Here is a 20,393-nt window from a genome sequence, read left to right on the forward strand (position 1 = left end):
AGAAAGTGAGCGAGCGTTTCCCGAAAGGCCCACATACGTGAGCGAGCGTCGGAAGGAAGCCTTAGCCGTCCTTGCGGAACACCTGCACGATCGACGGACGCGGGGCGCGAACCTGGCCTGCGGCCGGGGCGGTTCCGGCGCCCACGTAGTCCGGGAAGTACGAGTGCGGAGCGTCGAAGGAACCTTCCTCGCCCGGGTGCTGCACCGCGACGAATACTGTCCGCTCGTCGTCGTGCACGATCGGTCCACAGGTCTCGGCGTCGCGCGGTACGGCGAGGAACTGCTCCACCTTGCCGCGCTCGCTGCCGTCGGGGGTGACCTTGAAGAGGCCGTCCGCATACCCGATGGACGACGGCGCGCCGTCAGTTGCGATCCACATGTTGCCTGCCGAGTCGAAGGCCACGTTGTCCGGGCAGGAGATGGGCGAGACCTTGTCGGCCGGGAAGCCGGAGAAGTATGTGGAGGAGTTCTTGGCAGGATCGCCGCAAACCATCAGGAGGGTCCAGTTGAAGCGCGTGGAGGTCTGGTCGCCGGTTTCGGTGATTTCCACAATGTGGCCGTCCCGGTTGAGCGTGCGCGGGTTGACCTCGGTGGCGCCTTCCTTGCCGGGCTTGCCTCGGTCCGAGTTGTTCGTGCAGACCACGTAGACCTTGCCGGTCGCCAGGTTCGGCTCGACGTCTTCGCAGCGGTCCATCTTGGTGGGGCCGACCTTGTCCGCGGCGAGGCGAGTGAAGACCAGGACCTCGGGCACGGACATCCCCGGAACTGCGGAAGCGCCGTCGACCACCAAGGGAAGCCACTCGCCGGAACCGTCGAACGCGCCGTCGGACGGGAGTTTTCCGGTTCCGTCGATCTCGGCCGCGGGAGAGTCTCCGGTGAACTTGGCGACGTAGAGGTCGCCTTCGGAAAGAAGGTTCATGTTGTTCCGGCGGGCCGCAGCCGAGTCTCCGGCCATGTACTTGCCCTTGGAGACGAACTTGTAGAGGTAGTCGAAGCGCTCGTCGTCGCCCATGTACGCCACTACATGGCCGGACGCGGCGACAATCACGTTGGCGCCTTCGTGCTTGAAGCGGCCCATGGCGGAGTGCTTCTTGGGTGTGGAGGAGGGGTCGAACGGGTCGACTTCCACGATCCAGCCGAAGCGGTTGGTTTCGTTGGCATATCCGGCATTACGGGTGTCGAATCGCTGCTCGTCCAGCTCCCACTTGCGTGCGGTGGCCTTGGAAGTAAGGCCGTAGCGCTTGTCGCCCGCCGAGGTGCCGGGAGCCACGAAGTAGCCGTTGAAGTTTTCCTCGCCGGAGAGGATGGTGCCCCAGGGAGTGGTGCCGCCGGAGCAGTTGCCCAGGGTGCCCTTGATCTTCCGACCGGACGGATCGTCGATGGTCTTGACGAGGTCCGTGCCCGCGGCGGGACCGGTGAGCTCGTAGGTGGTGTCGGTCAGGAACCGACGGTTGCGCGGCGCGCCCTTGACGTAGTTCCACGGCTTGTTCTTGTTCTTGCGCTCGAGTTCAACAACCGTGAGCCCGTGTGCGGCACGCCCGATCGCGCGGGCCTCCGCAGCCGCCAAAGTGGCCGGGAACATGATGTTCTCGTTGGTGTACTCGTGGTTGGTGAAGAGTACGGCACGTCGGTCCTTGGAATCCGGGATGGGCAGGATGTCCGTGTAGTCGTTGTTGTAGCCGAACTGGCGGGCCTGCGCCGCCGCGGTCTGGCCGTTCAGCTCGAAGGCCGGCGAGTCGGCAAAGAGCGGATCGCCCCAACGGATGATCGGCTGCCACGCGAAACCGTCCGGCACGGTGAACGCGTCAACCGTGTAGTCGACCGGCTTGATCGGCGTGAACTTGAGCTTGGCCTTGTCGAAGCCCGTCTTTGCCGCCTCGGACAAGCCAACGCCGCCGGCTTCGGGAATGTTGCCGGACAGGTTTCCGCCCAGTACGACGGCGAGCGCGCCCACGGCGCCGAAGCCCAGGGCGGCGCGGCGGGACACAGCTGCGGAAGCGATGTCGCGGAAGTAGGCGTTGGAGCTCGTGTTGCAAACCTCGCCCGAGCAAGCGTTGTCGCACTTCAGGGCGCACGTCACGGGGCTGCGCTTGCCCTTCGTATGGCCGAGCATGGGGAGCAAGCCGAACCTGCGCGCGGTTGATTCAGACATGGGAAATACCTCCGGGGATTGAGTGATTTCCCTACCCTTGCAGCGCTATCGGAATCCGAGAGGACACTCAGGTTAAGTTGCAGTGAATTCCCAGCATTTTCACAGGAATCTATGCATGCAGCAAGGCGTGCACGCGGCGGAGCCGGTCCAGCCACCAATCGCGACGTTCTGCGGGAGCCGCGTACTGCTCCAGCAGCCCCTCGTCGGCGACGGCTTCGCGGACGCGGATGGCGCCGTCGTCGGGCACTAACGGATCCTGCGTTATGTCCGAGGCGAACAGCCGCACGGTCCCCAGCCCGCACGCGTACGGCAGCTCGGGCAGTGCGGCGGCGAGCGCGAGCCCCGCGCGGATTCCCACCGAGGTGTCCAGCGCCGAGCTCACGACGGCGGGAAGCCCGGCTTGCGCCACGATGTCCAGCGCGCGCCGCACTCCCCCAAGCGGCGCCACCTTGACCACGATCAGGTCAGCCGCGCCCGCCCGGGCCACCTTGAGGGGGTCGTCTTCCTTGCGCACGGATTCGTCGGCGGCGATCAGCACCGGGGTTCGCTGCTGGGCGAGCCGTCGGCGGACTTCGGCGAGGCCGTCGATGTGCGGCACGGGCTGTTCGGCGTATTCGAGCCCGACGGCGGACAGTCGCCCGAGTGCCTCAACCGCCTGCGGCACGTCCCAGCCTGCGTTCGCGTCCACACGGATCGCGGCGTCCGGCAGGGCGTCCCTGACTGCGGTGACGCGCGCGACGTCGTCGGCCAGTTCCTGCCCGCGCTCGGCGACCTTGACCTTGACGGCGTCCACGCGGCCGAAGCGCTCCAGGACCTCGGGCACCCGGGCGGCAGGTACGGCGGGGACGGTGGCGTTGACGGGAATGGTGTCCCTCAGCTGCGGCGGAAAACCCTGCCATGCGGCTTCGACGGCGGCGGCGAGCCAGCGGGAAGCCTCGGCGTCGCCATACTCGGGGAACGGACAAAATTCGCCCCAACCGGCCGGTCCACGGAACAGGAGGGTCTCGCGCTCGGTGATGCCCCGGAACTTGACCCGCATCGGCAGGCTCACCACTTTGGCGGTGGCAAGGAGCTCGTCGAGGGTGGGGAACGGAGGCATGGCTTCACTGTAGCGTGGGGCGCCGCTGGGGTGGGGCGGCCGGCGGGCTGGGTGGGGCGGCGGCTAGGCCGAGTTGCCTGTTTGTGGCGGCTGTTTCGTGGCAGGAAGAGTGGGCACGGGATCGCCGGCATGGTCAACGATCGCATTGACGTAACTGCTGAGCTCCCGTATGACCGCGTCCGTGGGCCGCGCATCCGGCAGCGGGTGGACGCCCGTGACGAACAGGTTTCCGCTCATGGTGACCATACGAAGCACATGGATCGGCGACCCGGAACCGGTGATAGTGGTGACGTAGGTGAACGACTTCGAGCCGTGAAGATCCATATTCAACCGTGTCAGGGACGAGTGCACGTTTTGATTCCCCGAGCTAATAGTCACCTCGGTGCAATATCCGAGAACTTTGTCGATGCTGTACATGCTCTGCCAGAAATAGCCGGAGTCGTCGGATGACGCCATGATGACGGACATATTCGCCTGGGGCCCCAGCACAGCGGCCGCGGTCGGGATTCTGTAGTCGACCAACTCTCCTGCCTTCAGGAGGTCCCGGCATTGGCGGGATCGGTAGTCATGTCGGCGCGTCCGACTGCCATCGAATCCTGCATGTCCTGAATCGCCGCCTCATCGACGAGCCGCGACATCAGGCCGTCGGGAGCACGGAGGTTGCCGAGCAACGCCTGCAGCTCCTGCGACGATTGGACGCGCATTTGGGTGCTGCTGCCCGTGCCGGGTGTCGCGGATGGCTTGGAGATCGGTGGGGCGGAGGACGTCCTCGCTTGGGCCAGCGGCCTGGCGGCAGATACATCGAACACGCAGGCGTTGAGACTCAACGCCACGGCCGCTGTCAGCACGATCGTCGCTATTTTGCGCAAGGAAAAAATCGGACCCACCCCCACAGATCAGAATCACCGGTACTGCCCGGCACGCCCAACGATACCCCGGTGGGGCGTCAGGGTTCGGCTGGAAGGGTGTATATGTGAGCGAGGGTTCGGCCGGAAGGGTGTATATGTGAGCGGGCGTCGGGCCGGAAGGGGGTATATGTGAGCGAGGGTTCGGCTGGAAGGGGGTATATGTGAGCGGGCGTTGGGCTGGGGAACACGGCGCGGGCCACCCCTCACACGCGTTAGGTAGAATGCAGCAAGACACGGAACCACAGCCGGAGGAGCCCGCATGCAGCGCAAGGCCACAGCACTCGACGTCGCCAAACGGGCGGGCGTCTCGCGGAGTGCGGTGTCGCTGGTGCTCAACGGCCGGGGAGACGGCAACGTGGCCAAGGAAAGCCAGGACCGTATCCGGCAGGCCGCCGCGGACCTCAACTACTCCCCCAACCCCATCGCCTTGAGCCTGCGGAACCAGCGCACGCGCGTGATCGGCATCGTGTCGGACGAGGTGGTGGTGAGCCCGTTCGATGGCAATATCATCGGTGGCGCCGACGACGTCGCCCGCGCCCACGGCTTTGTCACGGTGGTCATGGACACCGAGCGCGACGCCTCCCGCGACGAGAGCGCCGTCGAGACCCTTTTGGACCGGCAAGTGGACGGGCTGATGTACGTCACGGTTGGTTTGAAGCCGCTCGACGTGCCCCAGGGCATGCTGCGGGTCCCCTCGGTGCTGGCCAACTGCTTCGACAACAGTCCCACCCCGCAGCTGCACCACGTGATCCCGGACGAAGTTTCCGGCGGTCGGGAAGCCACCGAGCACTTGCTGCAGCTGGGCCATCGCGATATCGCGTTCCTTGCCGGCGCCGCCACCTCACCGGCTGTGCCCTTGCGCATCGCGGGGCATCGGGAAGCGATGGCCAAGGCCGCCATCCCCGTGCGCGAAGACCGCGTGTTCACGGCCGGTTGGGACATCAACGACGGTTTCCATGGCGCCATGGGACTGCTCTCCGCCAGCGAGCGGCCGACGGCGATTGCGTGCGCCAACGACCGTCTCGCCGTCGGTGTCGCCCTGGCTGCGGCGCGTCTGGGCCTTGCCGTACCGCGGGACCTCTCGATCATTGGTTACGACGACGAGTCACGCATCGCGGGCACCATGGTTCCCGCGCTGACCACCATGGCCCTCCCCCTGCGGGAAATGGGCGCTGCCGCGATGAGCATGTTGCTGGAACAGATTGAGGACCCGGCCCAGCGGCCCGGAGCGGGAGTCGATTTGGAGGCCGACGCCGGCTTGGAAACCATGGTTCCCTGCCGACTGGTGGTCCGTGAATCCACCGGGCCCGTTCCCGCCCGCTGAATCTCCCCACTTTTGGCCGGACCGCCGCCCGGGAATCCGCGGAAATACAGGGATCCCGGACTGCGACACCGGCCAAAAGTGGTCAAACCTGGGGAAACCACGACGGCGGCCTGCCGCCTATTCGGGCAGCTTCAGTTCCCAGACGTCCGCCGCCGCGCCTTGGGGAAGCTCAAGGATCCATTCCTCGCCCAAGGCAGGGTAGGCACGGAGTGTCGTGGCCACCGATCCCTTCCGATACACCTCCACTAGGGAAGCATCAATGAAGATTCGGAGTTCCTCGCCCTCGGACAATGCCCCCGCAAACACGACTTGCTGCTCAGTGCCGGAGGCAAGGACCAGCCGAACCTCACCGGTTCCACCGACAGTCCCAGCCTTCACAACAGCCTCGGCAAACGGCGGCAACACAACGGACCCGGACGCCCCGCCCGCAAGCACGGGACCCCGATACGCCTCGATCTCTGGGGCAGGAGCAACCACCAATGCACCGTCCTCAACCGAGAGGAAGCGCGGGTGGGTTAATACGCCCGCCCAGCCTGCGGCGTCGATCTCGTCTTGCGAGCGGCCACGTCGTCCATCACGGCCCGGGCCTTCGTTGGCCCATCCCCACAGCAGGGCCCGCGGCGTCGACCCCGCCCCGGACGCAGAATCCAGCTGAACAATCTGGGGAGCATAGAAGTCCCGGCCAAGGTCGGACCTGCCGCCGGAACGCGGGACGAACACGGGCAGCCCCGTGGACGGGTCCTCGGCGAGCGAGCCGATCAAGTGGCCCACTCCGTTGGCGTGCTCATGGTCGTCACCGGAGAGCCACAGGGAAAACATCATGACCCAGGTGTCAGCCCCCTCGGCAGGCATCCCGTCGGCGGCCACCCCGTCGGCGGCCACCCCGTCGGCAGGCACCCGCTCTGCAGGCACCTGTACCAGTTGCGGGCATTCCCAGATTTCGGCGGGAGTGTGCGTGGCCGCCACGGGGTTTTCGGTGGTCAGCCAAATGCCTTGGTACTTCCAGGCGGACATGTCCTCCACCGTGTAAAGCAGCAAAGCAGCATGTCCATTGGCCAGCCCCGCGCCCTGCATGGCGTAGCGCTTGCCGTTGAAGTGGAAGATGAAAGGGTCGCGCACAGCCGTGACCAGGCCATCGCCCGGCATGGAAGCGGCAATGTGGCCATCCTGTTCCCACGTCACCAGGTCCGCGGAGCCCCGGGAAATCACCACTTGCGAGTGCCCGCCGTCGCCCCGCACGCCCGAGTACGCAGCGGTGGGGACGCCGCCGTCGTCGGTCACCACGCCGGTCCAGCAACCGAACTCATCCGGCCCGCCGTCCTCCGGGCGGAGCGCGACCGGGTGCTCGTCCCAGTGGACCAGGTCCGGAGAGCTGACGTGCCCCCAGTGGATCCGGTGGTGCCGGGCCGATTCCGGGTTGAACTGGAAGAACACGTGGTAGCGGCCGTTGATGTAGCTGATGCCGTTGGGGTCGTTGATCCAGCCTTGCGCAGGGCGGGGGTGGAAGCGCGGGAACGCCGGGTCCGGGTGGGTGGCCGCCGCTGCAAGTGCAGGGGTGGAGGATATGAGGTCCGTCATCGAAATCCTTTCGGGGAAGTAGAAGCTATTTGCCTGTGCCGGCGGTGAGTCCGTCACGCAAGGCGCGCTGGCCGAACATGAACACCACCAGGGCGGGAATCATGGAGAGGATCACGCCTGCCAGCACCACGGAGATGCTGCCCGTGCCGAGGTTGCCTTGCAGAGACACCAGGCCCAGCGGGAGCGTGAAGTTCTGCTCCGAGATGGTCAGGATGAGGGGTCGGAAGAACTCGTTCCAGTGGTAGTTGAAGGCCAGGATGCCTACGATCGCCATACCCGGCATCGCCAGCGGCGCATACACGGAACGGAACGTGCGCCACGGCGAGGCGCCGTCGATCGCGGCGGCCTCGCCCAAATCACTGGGCAGCCCCAGGAAGTACTGGCGCATCAGGAAGGTGCCGAACGCCGTCGGGATTGCCGGAAGGATCAGCGCGAGGAGCGTATCGGACAAACCGATGCCGCGGATCAGCATGAAGACCGGAACGATCGTCACCTGCGCCGGGACCATCATGGTGGCCAGGACAATCGAGAACAGCGCCCCGCGGCCCCGGAACCTGAGGTTCGCGAACGCGTAGCCGGCGAGCGCCGCCGTGAACATCTGCCCGACGGCGATCAGCCCCGTCACGAGGGCGCTGTTGAGGACCAGAAGCATGATGTTGAGTTGCTTGAAGACCTGGTCATAGGACGAGAAATCGGGGTGGAGCGGCAGGAACGACGGCGGCAACTGGAACGATTCCGCCGGTGGCCGCAGCGACGTGGACAGTGTCCACAGCACCGGACCGAGAATGAGGACGGACGCGATCAGGAGCAGCACGATTCGTCCCGCCATGCTCCAGTTCCGCTTCTTGCGGGGCGCGGGCTTTTGGGGAGCCAAGCGATCGACGGCGGCGCGCTGGGTTGAGGTTGTAGTCATGGCGGGCCTTACTGGTAGAAGACGAATCGTTTGCTGAGCCGGAACTGGGCGGCGGTGATGGCCATGATGATCAGCGTGAGGATGACGCCGATCGCCGAGGCCTGCCCGAACTCGAGGCGCTGGAATGCCGACTCGAAGATCACCATCACCGCGGTGCGCGTGGAGTCGCCGGGGCCGCCGCGGGTGAGGACGTAGGGCTGGTCGAACACTTGCAGGGCGTTGATGATCGCCATGACCGAAGCAACCAAGGTGGTGGGGCTCAGCAGGGGCAGCGTCACGTGGAGGTGTTTGCGCCAGCCCGTGGCGCCGTCGATCGACGCAGCCTCGTACGTTTCGGTGGGGATGGACGCCAGGCCGCCGATGAACAGCAGGAACGAGAACCCGAAGTTCTGCCACACGTAGACGAGGATTACGACGGAGGCAGAACCGGCCGGCGTCGTCAGCCACGGGACGGCTGGGATGCCGACGAAGGATAAGAGCCAGTTGACCACGCCGAATTGTTCGTTGAACAGGTAGCGCATGAAGATGGACACCGATGCCGCAGACAGGATCAGCGGGAAGAAGAAGGCACTGCGGAAGAAGACGCGAAGCCAGGCCGGAAGTTTCTCCTGCACCATGATCGCCAGCGCCAACGCGAGGCCGAGCTGCAACGCCACGGCGACCACCACGAACATGGTCGTGTTCAGGAACGACACCCGGACCGTGGGGTCCTGGACCACTTCGGCGAAGTTGTCGAACCCGACGAAGCTTGGTGCGGAAATAATGTCCCAGCGGAAGAACGCGAGGACGACGGACGCCACGATCGGCACGAGCGTGAACAGCCCCATGCCCAGGATGGTGGGGGCCAGGAACGCCCAGGGCAGCCAGCGCTGACGCTGTTTCCCGGTGGTTGTCTGTTGGCCCTTGGTGCCGGTTCTGTTCCGGCGATTGGTGGACATGCCCGTTGTTGCCGTGCTCATGCCTGCCTCCTCAAGGCGATCTCAAGGTCGCGTTGCATGGAGTCGAGGGCCTGCTTGAGCTGGCGCTCGTCACCGCTGACGGCCAGGGATACGTTCTTCATCAGTGCGGTCTCGACGGCGGCCTGCTGGGGCGGTGCCGGAATGGGACCGGTGGTGGGGAATTTGTCCAGGGTGTCGTAAAAGACTTTCCAGTGCTTGGGGCCGCGTCCGGCGTACAACTGCTCGTTGACCATGGAACGGCGCGCGGGGGTGGTGTTCGGCGTCGGGAAGACCAAGCGCATGGCTTCCAGGCTGGAGGCGAACTTGAGCCACTCCCAGGCCGCGTCCTTGTCCTTGGCGGTCTTCATGATGGCGTAGCCGGCTGTGCCGAACTGGTGCCGCTGGGTGCGCCAGCGCGGGAAGAACTGGACGTCGAAGTCGTCTTCCTTCATTCCTGCTTCGTGGAGGCCTTCCACCCAGTAGCCGCCGGCGGGGGTCATGCCGATCCTGTTGGAGGCGAACAGCCCGACAAGTGAATTTCCGCCGCCTTCTTCGGGCCGGACGCCGAGGCCATCCTTGACGAGGCCGCGGAGGTAGTCGAACGACTCGTACACCTTCGGGTCATCAGCGTTGGGTTCAAGCCACTGGTAGCCGCCGGAGCGCAATCCGCGCGAAGGATCCTGGGCGTAGAAGCTGTCCCAGAGCCATTCGCCGCCGGTGGACTTGGACTCCTTGAGGAAGCTGGTGTCGTTGGCATAGAGCCAGGGCACTACGCCGCCGAAGAGCCTGTTGGTCCAGTAGTACGGGGTGAAGTCCTGCGGCCTGGCTTTCCGCATGGCAGCCAAGGTGTTGCGGAAATCGACCTGGGTCCAGTTATCCGCGGGACGCTCGATTCCGGCTTGCTGCAGGGCCGCGGTGTTGTAGTACATGTTGGCGGCGTTCCAGTCGATGGGAAGCTGGAACAGGCTGCCCTTGTACATGAACGCTTCCACGAGGCTCGGGTGCACGTCCGCGAAGTACTCCTTCATGTCCGCGGCGTCGCGGCGCAGGTACTCGTCCAAGGGGTGCGCCAGTTTCTCGGCGAAGAGCTGGGCGCCTTCGGTGGCTACGTAAACCACATCCGGTGGTGTTCCCGCTGCCACCATGGTGAGGATCTTGGTAAAAAAGTCCTTCCAGTCCGCGGCCTGGATGGCCTGGACCTTCACCTTGATTTCCGGGTGCACCTTCGCGAACGCATCAATGACCCGCTGGCGGGCGGCTGCGTCCGCTGCGGTTCCCAAGATGGCGATGCTGAGGCTGTTGTCCCCGCGGCCCGGGATGTCCATGCCGGTCAACCGCGGCCACGACGCCACAGTTGCTCCGACAATTCCCGCACCCAAGGCGCCCAGGGCTGTCCTCCGTGAGATCTCACGCAGCTTCCCATTGCTTCCTGGCATGTCTCATTCCTTCCTAACACGTGTTAGGTAGCGTAAATCTATCACCTAACACGTGTCAAGCGTCACATTCGTGTTACGCGCCCCTCACCCTCCCCAACGCCCGCTCACATATAGGGGCGTTTGGCCCGACGCCCGCTCACATATAGGGGCGCTTGGCCCGACGCCGGCTCACATATGTCCCCAACTAGCCACCCAAAACCCGCCATATCCGAGCGAGCGTCCACCCACAACCCGCCATATCTGCAGGAGGGTTCACTTCCGAAGACTCGGCGAATACGCTGAAACAAGCTGCCCCATTCCCCCGTCCCTAGCTTTGGAGCCCATTGATGACAGGTTGGAATGCCGAGAACCTTGCAGGTTCGGCCGGCGCAGGTGCCGTGACGCTGCTGGCAGGAACATCGTTTTGCGTCTCTGCGGCCAACGGCGATATGAACCAACGGCGCCCGCACGGGATGTTCTTCCGTGACACGCGGTTCGTTTCGAATTGGGCGCTCGCGGTGAACGGTCACCCGATCGAGGCCTTGGGTTCTCCTGTCCCGGAGCCCTATCGCGCCGATTTTATCGGCCGAGCGTCACGCACCGATGGGTTGGCAGACAGCCATCTGCTGATTGAACGCCGGCGGAGCCTGTTCGGCGGAGTGCACGAAGAGATTACGGTCAGGAATTTTTCCAGCAAGCCCGCCCGCGCCACGGTTTCACTCACGGTCAATGCGGACTTTGCCGACATCTTCGAAGTGAAGGAGGGCCGGGCACGCCACGAGAGCGTGCACTTGACGCGGGGTGGCGACGGTTCGTTGGTCCTTGAGTCCCAGCGGCAGGGGCGGCACGTCCTTGTCACCGTCGACGCTCCGAATGGCGCGGTTGACGGTGATGTCATCAGCTATGACTTCACTCTTGAGCCGCAAGGCCATTGGTCGACGGGTGTGACGGCCACGCCACGCATCGAGGGGGTCGGGCCCGAGGCGGACGCCCAGGTTTGGGGCAACCAGCGCCCTTACGATGTTCCGGAGGAAAGGCTGCAGGAGTGGCATGGCAAGGTTCCCACGACCGAACTTGCCAACAAGGCCTTCGAGAAAGCGTTGGTGCAGAGCAGGGCTGACCTCGGCTCCCTCAGGATCTTCGATCCCGATCATCCCGGGCGGACGGTGGTGGCTGCAGGATCGCCTTGGTTCATGGCCCTGTTCGGCCGGGACTCGCTCCTGACTTCCTTCATGACACTTCCGCTGGATCCTTCGCTGGCGCTGGGAACCCTCAAAACCCTGGCCGACCATCAGGGCCGGACCGTCAACCCGCTCAGCGAGGAGGAGCCGGGCCGGATCCTGCACGAAGTGCGTCTAGGTGCCACCACGGGCCTTGCACTTGGCGGTGGGAGTGCCTATTACGGTTCAGTGGACGCCACGCCGTTGTTCGTCACGCTCGCCGGGGAGCTCACCCGTTGGGGATTCCATTCGGAGGTCTCTGCGTCCCTTCTGCCAGCGGTGGACCGCGCCCTGGACTGGATCCGCGACTACGGAGACGCCGACGGTGATGGCTTCGTTGAGTACTCGCGGGCCACGGATCATGGCCTCCTCAATCAAGGCTGGAAGGATTCGTGGGACGGCATCAACTTCGCCGACGGCACATTGGCAGAGCCGCCGATTGCCCTATGTGAAGTCCAGGGTTATGTCTACACCGCCTATCTCAGCCGGGCCTTGATGGCCCAAGAGGACGGCGATCTGAAGCTGGCCGCGGTGTGGGGCGCTCGGGCAGCCGAGCTCAAGCGACTTTTCAACGAGAAATTCTGGCTCCCTGAACGCGGCTATTTCGCCATCGCCCTCGATCGCGAGAAACGGCCGGTAGACGCATGCGCGTCCAATATGGGCCACTGCCTTTGGAGCGGAATCGTCGACGACGACAAGGCTCCGTTAGTCGCGGAGCGGCTGATGTCGGACACCATGTTCACGGGCTGGGGCGTCCGGACGCTGGCTTCGGATATGGCGGCCTACAACCCGGCGAGCTATCACAACGGCTCGGTGTGGCCGCATGACAACGCACTCATAGCCGGCGGATTGATGCGCTACGGCTTCGTCAAGGAGTCGCAGCGGCTCATCACCGGCATCCTGGACGCCGCCGAGGCGTTCGGTGGGCGGCTACCGGAATTGTTCTGCGGCCTGGACAGGAAAACCTACGGGACGCCCGTCCCCTACCCTTCGTCATGTTCGCCGCAGGCCTGGGCCGCAGCCACACCGGTTCACTTGCTGAGGGTATTGCTGCGCTTCGATCCTTGCCTCACCCACGGCGGCCTTTGGCTGGCGCCGGTGATTCCCGAAGGCTTCGGCGACATCAAAATGGGGAACATCCCGCTCGCAGGCTCCCGGATCTCAGTGGAGGTGGTCAACAGGGAAACACATGTCACGGAACTGCCCGAGAACATCGCGCTGCACCGCGAAGCCCGCAAACCGCTATCCGATCTCCTGGACGTCCACCACGCCACCGCCGGACCGGGGTGGGGGAACTAGGTGCGCATCGGACTGGTTGCCCCGCCTTGGATTCCCGTGCCGCCTCCTGCATACGGCGGCACTGAGTCGATCATCGATATCCTCGCTCGGGGCCTGGCTGCCGCCGGCCATGATGTGCTTCTGGCGGCGGCATCGGGAAGCACATGTCCAGTGGCCAAGGTCCCCGGCCCGCCGATTGCCGACGGCTCGAGGATAGGGAACGGGACAGACGAACTCCGCCACAGCGTGTACGCATTCGCGGCGATGGACGACGTCGACCTCATCCACGACAACACCCTGGCGGGACCTCTCTACAGGCACCGGCCGAAGGGAACGCCCATCGTCGCTACCGCCCATCTCCCCTTTTCGGCCGAAAACCACGACATTTACCAGGCCATGGCCACCGACACCGCGATCATTGCCATCTCGCACCATCAAGCTGACACTGCCCCCGGAATCAAGATACGGAAGGTCATCCACCACGGGATAGACACGCAGTCGGTCCCGCTCGGAGCCGGCGACGGCGGCTACGCCAGTTTCCTCGGCCGGATGCACCCCGGCAAGGGCCTGCCGGAAGCAATAGAGACCGCCCGCCTCGCCCAGGTTCCCCTGCGAATCGCGGCCAAGATGTACAGCGCGGAAGAACATGAGTACTACGCCGCGGTCATCGCACCGCTGTTGGGGCCCGACGTCGAATACCTCGGCGAGCTGAACGCTGCGGACAAGTTCGTCCTCCTGGGCGGCTCCGTGGCCCTGTTGAATCCCCTTCAGTGGGATGAACCCTTCGGGATGGCGATGATCGAGTCCCTCGCCGTTGGGACTCCGGTGGTGGCAACATTCCGGGGATCCGCCCCGGAGATCGTTGCCGAGGGTGTCACGGGCTATCTCCGTTCCAGTCCCCCGGAGCTGGCCGAGGCGGTCATCGCCGCCGCGACGCTCGATCGCGGAGAGTGCCGCCGTGCCGCGGAAAACTACTTCAGCGCCGAGCGGATGGTCGCCGAACACTTGGCGCTCTATGAGGAACTCCTCGCCGAGCAAAAGTGATCCTCGCAGGCAAATATGGCACCCTGAAAGCAATGAGTTCTCCTAAGACAAGCCGACTGCAGGCCACACGCGGGACCGCTACCAGGCGCTGGGCGGGCGCTGGGATGGGCATCCTTTTTGTGCTCGCAACCCTGGCCTGCATGGCCGCATTCATTGCCACCTACTATTTTTTCGTGCGCACCACCACGGGACAGTACATCGACGAATCCGCCCTCGTTGAAGCCGCGACCATCAACGGTCCCACCGAACGGGCCACCACCCAGTTCCTCGATTGGTTGCCGGTCATCTCGGTGGCGATCGCCGCCGTCGTCGTTCTTTTTGTCACGATATTGCGCCGCCGCTGGAAGTCAGCCGGGATCGCGGTGGCCGCTTGTGTCGCGGCAAACCTGGCCACCCAGCTCCTCAAGGACTGGTTTCCGAACAGGCCGTTCCGCGGTGTCCAGACCATCGAGCTAAACTCGCTGCCCTCCGGTCACACCACCTTGGCGGCCTCGGCGGCTGCCGCGGTGTTCCTGGTGGTGTCGCCGCGCTGGCGGCCCCTGGCGGGGTTCCTCGGTGGCACATTCGCGGTGGCGGCCGGGGTGTCCACGCTGATCAACCAGTGGCACCGGCCTGCCGACGTCGTCGCCGCCTTCCTGGTGGTTGGAGCGGTCATGCTTCCGGCCGGCTGGTTGGTGCTACGCACGGGAAAGCGCTGGAACGTCCAGGACTGGCGCGGGGAACACTGGGCATCGTCGCGTTTGTGGCTTTCGCTCTCGACCCTGGCCGGCGTCGCGGCCGCGACTGTTGCGGTGTACTCGCTGATGGGAATTGCGAGCGGTTTCGGGCCGGAAAGCAGCACCACCAACTACTTCTGGGCCGGGGTCTCCCTGATTGTCATCGCCGGTTATCTGGCAACGGTGGCTGCCACTTGGCTTTTCGGCCTGGGCGCCCGACGGCGGCAGTCGCCTTAGTGCCGTGCGCAGGCCGCCGTCGTGGTTTCCCCACTTTTGAACACTTTTGGCTGGCATCGCAGTCCGAAATCCCCGTATTTCCGCGGATACCCGAGGCGCTGCCCGGCCAAAGGCGGGGAGACTCAGCGGGCTGAACGGGTCTCTGTCAACCGCACCAGCTGGGCAAGAACCCAGGAACGCTTTTCAGGACGGTGCCTGACTTCAAGTCCACCAGGTCGGTCCGGATAGGAGTCGGTTCGGGGAGGACGGGATATTGGTCTCCCGTGTATTGCGGTGCTGCTGTTTCGACGGCGAGGTAGTCGCCGGCCGGAGAGATGCAGGTGTCAAGGATGCGTGACCAGGCCGCGGCAGGCCGGTAGAGCTGGCGCGAGCCGTTCTTGTCGGTGACGTTGACGACGGAGGCCTCCTTTCCGCCGTCGTACTTTCTCGCTACCTGCATGTAGTGGCCGGAAGCATCGAGGACCATGGGCTGGCTCGCGGTGGTGGTGACCCCGTTCGCGGCATCGGGTACGAAAGCGCCGGGGAGGGTGAGCGGTGTGGAGGTTCCGGTGACGAGGTTGATGGCCGAATATCGAGGCGGGTCTACGCCCTTTTTCAGCCCTGGGTCGGCCACGGCGAGTTCGTTGCTGCCGGGGACGAATCCAAGGATCCCGGCGTGCGCGCCGAGGGGCGACAGTTTGCCGGAGTCCAGCGTGTCAATGAGGAACATGGACTGGTCATCGGTCTGCGCCACCAAGGTGGCCGCACCCGGGACAAAGCGCCAGTCCGCGGCCGAAACCGGACCGTTGATCCCTTGGACGGCCCGCGGAGCCGAGGACGGATTGTCGACGTCGTACACGAAGAGTGTTTTCCAGTACTGGCCGGTGCCCGAAGAAGCGGTGAAGGTGAAGCCTATGAGGTGCTTGGATCCTGCTGCATGGAGGTTCGCCACTGTTCCCAGGCTTGGCAATGGAACAAGGATTGGCGGGCCGCCCGTGAGGGGGACGATTTCGAGCGAGCTGGTGTTGTCATCGTTGAGGGTGACGACGGCGAGGGCGGAGGGAAGGGCGGCATACTCCTGGATGCGGGGGGCGCTGACGATGACAGTTCCCTGGTCCCCGCCGGACACGCTTGTGCCGAGGATAGTGTCCGGCTTCTTCAGCCCTTTGTTGTCTTTGCCGGTGTCCCTCTCCAGGCTGTACAGGTCAAAGGCCGCCGGTGTGGCGGAGCGGGCCAGGGCCGGGGTGGAGTTGGGGTGCGGCAGCTTCGAAAGGTTCGCGACCGTCAACCCGCCCGCGAGGACGGCAAGGATCGCGATGGTGCCGTAGAGGCGTCGAGCGAAACGTCGTCCTGCCAGCAGCTCGGCGGCGGCAGCAATCGCTGCAGCCCGTTTGGCTGAGACGGGACGGCGCTTAGTAGACATAGGGCTGCGCCGGTTGTGTGGTGGACTGGATGGAGTCCGGTATCAGGACGATTGCCTCGCGACTGGCCGCGTTGGGGTTGGCGCGAAAGCTGCTGGTGACTGTGACCCAGCTGTCGGTTTTGTATTCGTTTTGCCACCCGGGGTGGTAGACGGGAACGCCAATCGGCTGGGCATCGACAGCGCAGCAGGTCACCACAAAACGGGTCACGAAGAAAACGTTCGGATCTGTCTTGTCCGCACTGACGAAGCCGGTCACGGTGGCAGTCTTGTCGGCAAAAAAGTCCTGCTTCGCGCCGGACCGAAGCAGCGATGCCCAGTCCCTCACCGTGAATGCGGAGTAGTCTCCCTTGCCGGGCAGTGCGGGTGCTTTCAGGGTGAGGGCGGATGCTGAGCCGTTAAGGTCCCGCTGTGCAACAGTGGCAGTGGTAAGGGTCGACGGCGGCAGGATCAGTAGGGCGACGACGGCGGCGACCATGGTCAGCACGCTCCCGAGCGGCCATAGCCAGCCCCACCGGGAACCGGGTTCATTGCCGTGCTCGTGCTCGTCTTGGGCGGTGGGAGCAAAGGCGAAGGCTGCCAGGGCGAGCACTCCTGCGATGACGGCCATGACCACCGTGAACACGAAATACCGTGGATGGATATACAAGGCAAGCTGCCCTGACAGGCCCAGCCAGATCGTCGCCGTAAGGCCGATCAGGCTCAGGACCACGCCCTGCCACCGGCTCACGAGCCGCCTAATGACCATAGTTGACCGCCAATCCGAGGACCGCGGCGCAAAGTGCCACAAGCAGGCTGAGCTGAAGGAGGGTTTTCGCGGTAAACGTGGTGCGCATCAGGGCGAGCATTTTTACGTCGATCATGGGCCCGAAGACGAGGAAAGCCACGATGCCTCCCGGCATGAAGGTTGCCCCGAACGACAGGATAAAGAAGGCATCCACGTTTGAGCAGATCGCAACGACGAAGGCCAGCAACATCAACGCCAGGACGGACCAGACGGGATTGCTGCCCAAAGCGACCAGCACTTCGCGGGAAACGGCAACCTGGATCAGCCCCGCCATGCCCGCACCAACAAACAGGGCAGGCATCATTGCGCGCGTCTCCTGCGAGAACATCTGCACGCTGCGCCTCACCCGCCCGGTGGCGCCGTCGTGGTGGTCTGCCACCGTACAGGTTTCCTGGAACCGGGCGGTCAGCAGGTCCTGGGGACGCGGATGCCGGCTGTAGATCCAACCGACAAGATTGGCGATGAAAAAGCCGCCCAGGACACGGGAGACCAGGATGCCGTTGTCCCAGCCAAACGCCTGGGCGGTGGTGACGATGGTCACGGGGTTCAGGATGGGGGCCGCAAACAGGAATGTCATCGATTCCGCAACCGTGAGGCCCTTGACCACCAGACCCCGGGCCAGCGGAACATTACCGCACTCGCAAACCGGCAGCAGCATTCCCAGGAGCGAGAGAAGCAGCCTCCGCAGCATCGGGCTCCGAGGCAGGCGACGGAGCAGCATGCCCTCCGGCAACCAGACCTGGACGGCGATCGAGAGGACAATCCCGAGGAAAACGAACGGCAGGGACTCGACGACGACGCTGATCGACAGCGTGGCAAAGTCGCGGGCCGCGTTGGGAAGCCCAAAGACCTCCGGCGTGGATGGTGCCAGCACCCGCACGGCCGCGAACAGTGCAACGAGGGCGAGGCCGACGATGAGGCCGGCGGCAGACTTCGACGTAAAAGCACGGGACGGGCTTCCGTGCTCGCGTTCCGGCTGTTCGCGTTTGTCGACTGCAGGCAGCGTCACGGGCACTCCTTCCTCCACGGAGCCGGCCGGGCGCGCCTGACCGGAAGGGCTGGCGAAACCGACTGTACACGCGGAGTGCTTTGCGCGACTACCCCTGGGCGACGCCCTAGCACCGTTCCGAAGGGACGATGGGGAAGCTACCTAGACATATCAGAAGCTCCACCTAAAGAAGCATGGGAAGAACAAGTATTGACCACTCGTTTCAACAGCTGCTTGGGGTCGTAGCCTCACAATTACGCGAGTGTGAATAAAAAACCGGCACCGAGTACCACCGCTGGAAACCCAGATCGGACTCCCCTTTCGAGCGGCGCCTTCTTGGCTCACCAACGAGGGATCACCCGGCTGCTAGTGCGTTACCTAGCCTGGGGAGGAGTTGACCATGAGTACCACGAATGACCAACGAGCGGCGACGGAATCGCCACACGAGGGCCGTGCACGGTCCAATGCGGACGGGATACTGCTCGGTAAGCACTTTCGCAAGCGCTGGACCGCTTTTGGCAGCACGGCGCTGATTGTTGCAGGCCTGCTGGCCGGGGTGGGGTTCGCCGCACCGGCGCATGCTGCCCCGACCACGGTGGTGTCACTGACGTTCGATGACGGCAACGCGGACCAGTTGACGGCCGAAGCCACGATGAAGAACCTGGGCCTGGTAGGCACGTTCTTCATCACCACCGGGTGGATCGACCAGCCCACTTACCTGACCACTGCAAACCTGCAGCAAATCGCCGCCGACGGCAACGAGATCGGCGGCCACACCGTCACCCACCCGGATCTTGTGTCCCTGACCCCCGCTGAGTCGACACGGCAAATCTGTAACGGCCGCGTGGCGCTGATGAACATGGGCTTCAAGGTCACCAGCTTCGCCTACCCGTTCGCTTCCGAAAACCCGGCCACCGAAGCCTTGGTGAAAGGGTGCGGCTTCAACAGTGCCCGCGGCCTGGGCGACGCAGCGAGCAAGGACCCGGCCTCGGCGACGCTTCCCGCGGCAGACACGATCCCGCCCGCCAATCCCTACGTGACTGCGGCACCGGATGAGGTGGACAGCACGTGGACCCTGCAGAATCTGCAGGACCAGGTCACCCACGCACAGACAACCGGCGGGTGGGTCCAACTGACGTTCCACCACGTCGCCGTCGGCACGGACCCGACCCTGACGATCGCCCCGACCCTGTTTAATCAGTTCGCCACCTGGCTGGCCCAGCAGAAGGCGGCTGGTACGGTCGCTGTGAAGACCGTGGACCAGGTCATTGGCGGCACCCAGCAGCCAGCGGTTCCGGGCCCTGCCGTACCTCCGCCGCCACCGCCGGGAACGAACATGATTCAAAACCCCGGCTTGGAGACCCTGGTCAACACGATCCCGCAGTGCTGGGCCGCCGGCGGCTATGGCACAAACACTCCCGCTTTCTCTATCGTCACGCCAGGTCACGCCGGTACGAACGCTGAACAGCTCACAGTCACAGGCTGGGTGTCAGGGGACGCGAAACTCCTGCCCGCCCTGGACCTGGGTGGTTGCTCACCGACCGGCACACCTGGACACACTTATCAGCTGAAAGCTTGGTATAAATCCACCGCGGACACCCAATTCGAAGTCTATTACCGTGTAGGTAACGGGTTCTGGACATACTGGACCGCAAGCCCATTGGTCCTCCCCGCGGCGAACTGGACCCAAATCACCTGGATCACGCCTCCCCTGCCGGCTGGCGCATCAGGCATCAGTTGGGGCCTGAACATCCAAGCCAACGGGACCATCACCACTGACGACTATGAGATGTACGACAACGGCACCTCGTTCGCCGACATCCCGGCAAGCTATCCGTTCTACAACGAGATCACGTGGCTCGCCGCCAACGGAATCACTACAGGGTTCCCACAGCCCAACGGCACCACCCTGTTTCAGCCGCTGCAGTCCATAAGCCGGGAAGCGATGGCCGCGTTCATCTACCGGTACAAGGGCAGCCCAGCGTTTACCGCACCTGCTGCCTCCCCGTTCACTGACGTTCCCACCACGGACCAGTTCTATAAGGAAATCACCTGGCTGGCTTCCACCGGCATCACCACCGGGTACCCCGGGCCGAACAACACGAGAAGCTTCCACCCGCTGGATTCGGTGAACCGGGATGCGATGGCCGCGTTCCTCTACCGCTTGAGCGGAAGTCCAGCAGTTACCCCGACCGTGACGTTCCTCGACGTGCCCTCAACCTACCCGTTCTATAGGGAGATCAGCTGGCTCGCCGCCAACGGCATCACGACCGGCTGGGCTGTACCGGGAGGAGCGATATTCCAGCCCCTTCAACCCGTACACCGCGACGCGACCGCTGCGTTCCTGTTCCGTCTCAACGCCAAGTTCCCCAGAGTCTGAACCTTAGAAGAACCTGG

The 20,393-nt window shown here is 64.5% G+C and carries 16 protein-coding genes; 5 read left to right on the plus strand and 11 right to left on the minus strand.

Annotation, left to right across the window (positions count from 1 at the left end; translation table 11 throughout):
• Positions 1-61: 61 nt before the first annotated feature.
• The 4 genes from AB0O52_RS07270 to AB0O52_RS07285 form a co-directional block, all read right to left on the minus strand.
• Positions 62-2,152, minus strand: coding sequence for a PhoX family phosphatase (locus AB0O52_RS07270; RefSeq protein WP_364535410.1), 2,091 nt, complete (start codon positions 2,150-2,152; stop codon positions 62-64).
• A gap of 109 nt (positions 2,153-2,261) precedes the next feature.
• Entirely contained in the window at positions 2,262-3,251 is a 990-nt protein-coding gene (locus AB0O52_RS07275) for an o-succinylbenzoate synthase (RefSeq protein ID WP_364535413.1), read from the minus strand.
• Between the two features lie 63 nt (positions 3,252-3,314).
• Positions 3,315-3,773: a hypothetical protein gene (locus AB0O52_RS07280; RefSeq protein WP_364535416.1), complete on the minus strand. Its 459-nt coding sequence runs from the start codon at positions 3,771-3,773 to the stop codon at positions 3,315-3,317.
• Between the two features lie 11 nt (positions 3,774-3,784).
• Positions 3,785-4,120, minus strand: coding sequence for a hypothetical protein (locus tag AB0O52_RS07285; RefSeq protein ID WP_364535419.1), 336 nt, complete (start codon positions 4,118-4,120; stop codon positions 3,785-3,787).
• A 298-nt stretch (positions 4,121-4,418) separates the two neighbouring features.
• Here AB0O52_RS07285 and AB0O52_RS07290 point away from each other — a divergent pair, with 298 nt between their 5' ends.
• Positions 4,419-5,483 (plus strand): LacI family DNA-binding transcriptional regulator, encoded by a 1,065-nt coding sequence (locus AB0O52_RS07290; RefSeq protein WP_364535421.1) that lies wholly within the window; start codon positions 4,419-4,421, stop codon positions 5,481-5,483.
• Between the two features lie 117 nt (positions 5,484-5,600).
• Here AB0O52_RS07290 and AB0O52_RS07295 read toward each other — a convergent pair whose 3' ends face one another.
• The 4 genes from AB0O52_RS07295 to AB0O52_RS07310 all read right to left on the minus strand — a co-directional run bounded on the left by AB0O52_RS07295 (position 5,601) and on the right by AB0O52_RS07310 (position 10,348).
• Complete coding sequence (locus AB0O52_RS07295) at positions 5,601-7,061, minus strand: glycoside hydrolase family 32 protein (RefSeq protein WP_364535424.1); 1,461 nt, start codon at positions 7,059-7,061, stop codon at positions 5,601-5,603.
• Positions 7,062-7,086: 25 nt separating this feature from the next.
• The gene (locus tag AB0O52_RS07300; protein ID WP_364535607.1) at positions 7,087-7,890 is read right to left on the minus strand and encodes a carbohydrate ABC transporter permease; all 804 of its coding nucleotides are present in this window, start codon (positions 7,888-7,890) and stop codon (positions 7,087-7,089) included.
• A 92-nt stretch (positions 7,891-7,982) separates the two neighbouring features.
• The gene (locus tag AB0O52_RS07305) at positions 7,983-8,912 is read right to left on the minus strand and encodes a sugar ABC transporter permease (protein ID WP_364535609.1); all 930 of its coding nucleotides are present in this window, start codon (positions 8,910-8,912) and stop codon (positions 7,983-7,985) included.
• 17 nt (positions 8,913-8,929) lie between these two features.
• Positions 8,930-10,348 (minus strand): sugar ABC transporter substrate-binding protein, encoded by a 1,419-nt coding sequence (locus AB0O52_RS07310; protein ID WP_364535427.1) that lies wholly within the window; start codon positions 10,346-10,348, stop codon positions 8,930-8,932.
• A 326-nt stretch (positions 10,349-10,674) separates the two neighbouring features.
• On the opposite strand from AB0O52_RS07310, the gene AB0O52_RS07315 reads away from it, so the two are divergent.
• The 3 genes from AB0O52_RS07315 (at position 10,675) to AB0O52_RS07325 (ending at position 14,822) form a co-directional block, all read left to right on the plus strand.
• The gene (locus AB0O52_RS07315) at positions 10,675-12,846 is read left to right on the plus strand and encodes a glycogen debranching N-terminal domain-containing protein (RefSeq protein WP_364535431.1); all 2,172 of its coding nucleotides are present in this window, start codon (positions 10,675-10,677) and stop codon (positions 12,844-12,846) included.
• A gap of 36 nt (positions 12,847-12,882) precedes the next feature.
• A complete protein-coding gene (locus AB0O52_RS07320; RefSeq protein WP_364535434.1) occupies positions 12,883-13,869 on the plus strand; it encodes a glycosyltransferase family 4 protein in 987 nt (328 codons plus the stop codon).
• Between the two features lie 104 nt (positions 13,870-13,973).
• Positions 13,974-14,822, plus strand: coding sequence for a phosphatase PAP2 family protein (locus tag AB0O52_RS07325; RefSeq protein WP_364535612.1), 849 nt, complete (start codon positions 13,974-13,976; stop codon positions 14,820-14,822).
• 145 nt (positions 14,823-14,967) lie between these two features.
• On the opposite strand, the gene AB0O52_RS07330 is transcribed toward AB0O52_RS07325, so the two are convergent.
• From AB0O52_RS07330 to AB0O52_RS07340, 3 genes are read right to left on the minus strand one after another with little or no spacing between them, the layout of a single operon-like run.
• On the minus strand, positions 14,968-16,224 hold the full coding sequence (locus tag AB0O52_RS07330) for a hypothetical protein (RefSeq protein ID WP_364535437.1): 1,257 nt from the start codon (positions 16,222-16,224) through the stop codon (positions 14,968-14,970).
• A complete protein-coding gene (locus AB0O52_RS07335) occupies positions 16,214-16,951 on the minus strand; it encodes a TIGR03943 family protein (RefSeq protein WP_364535440.1) in 738 nt (245 codons plus the stop codon). The genes AB0O52_RS07330 and AB0O52_RS07335 overlap by 11 nt, the downstream gene beginning before the upstream one ends.
• 7 nt (positions 16,952-16,958) lie before the next feature.
• Entirely contained in the window at positions 16,959-18,017 is a 1,059-nt protein-coding gene (locus AB0O52_RS07340) for a permease (protein ID WP_364535443.1), read from the minus strand.
• Positions 18,018-18,396: 379 nt separating this feature from the next.
• Here AB0O52_RS07340 and AB0O52_RS07345 point away from each other — a divergent pair, with 379 nt between their 5' ends.
• Positions 18,397-20,376: an S-layer homology domain-containing protein gene (locus AB0O52_RS07345; RefSeq protein WP_364535446.1), complete on the plus strand. Its 1,980-nt coding sequence runs from the start codon at positions 18,397-18,399 to the stop codon at positions 20,374-20,376.
• The last annotated feature ends 17 nt before the right edge of the window (positions 20,377-20,393 follow it).

The sequence above is a fragment of the Arthrobacter sp. NPDC080073 genome (assembly GCF_040686575.1).
Lineage (GTDB): Bacteria > Actinomycetota > Actinomycetes > Actinomycetales > Micrococcaceae > Arthrobacter.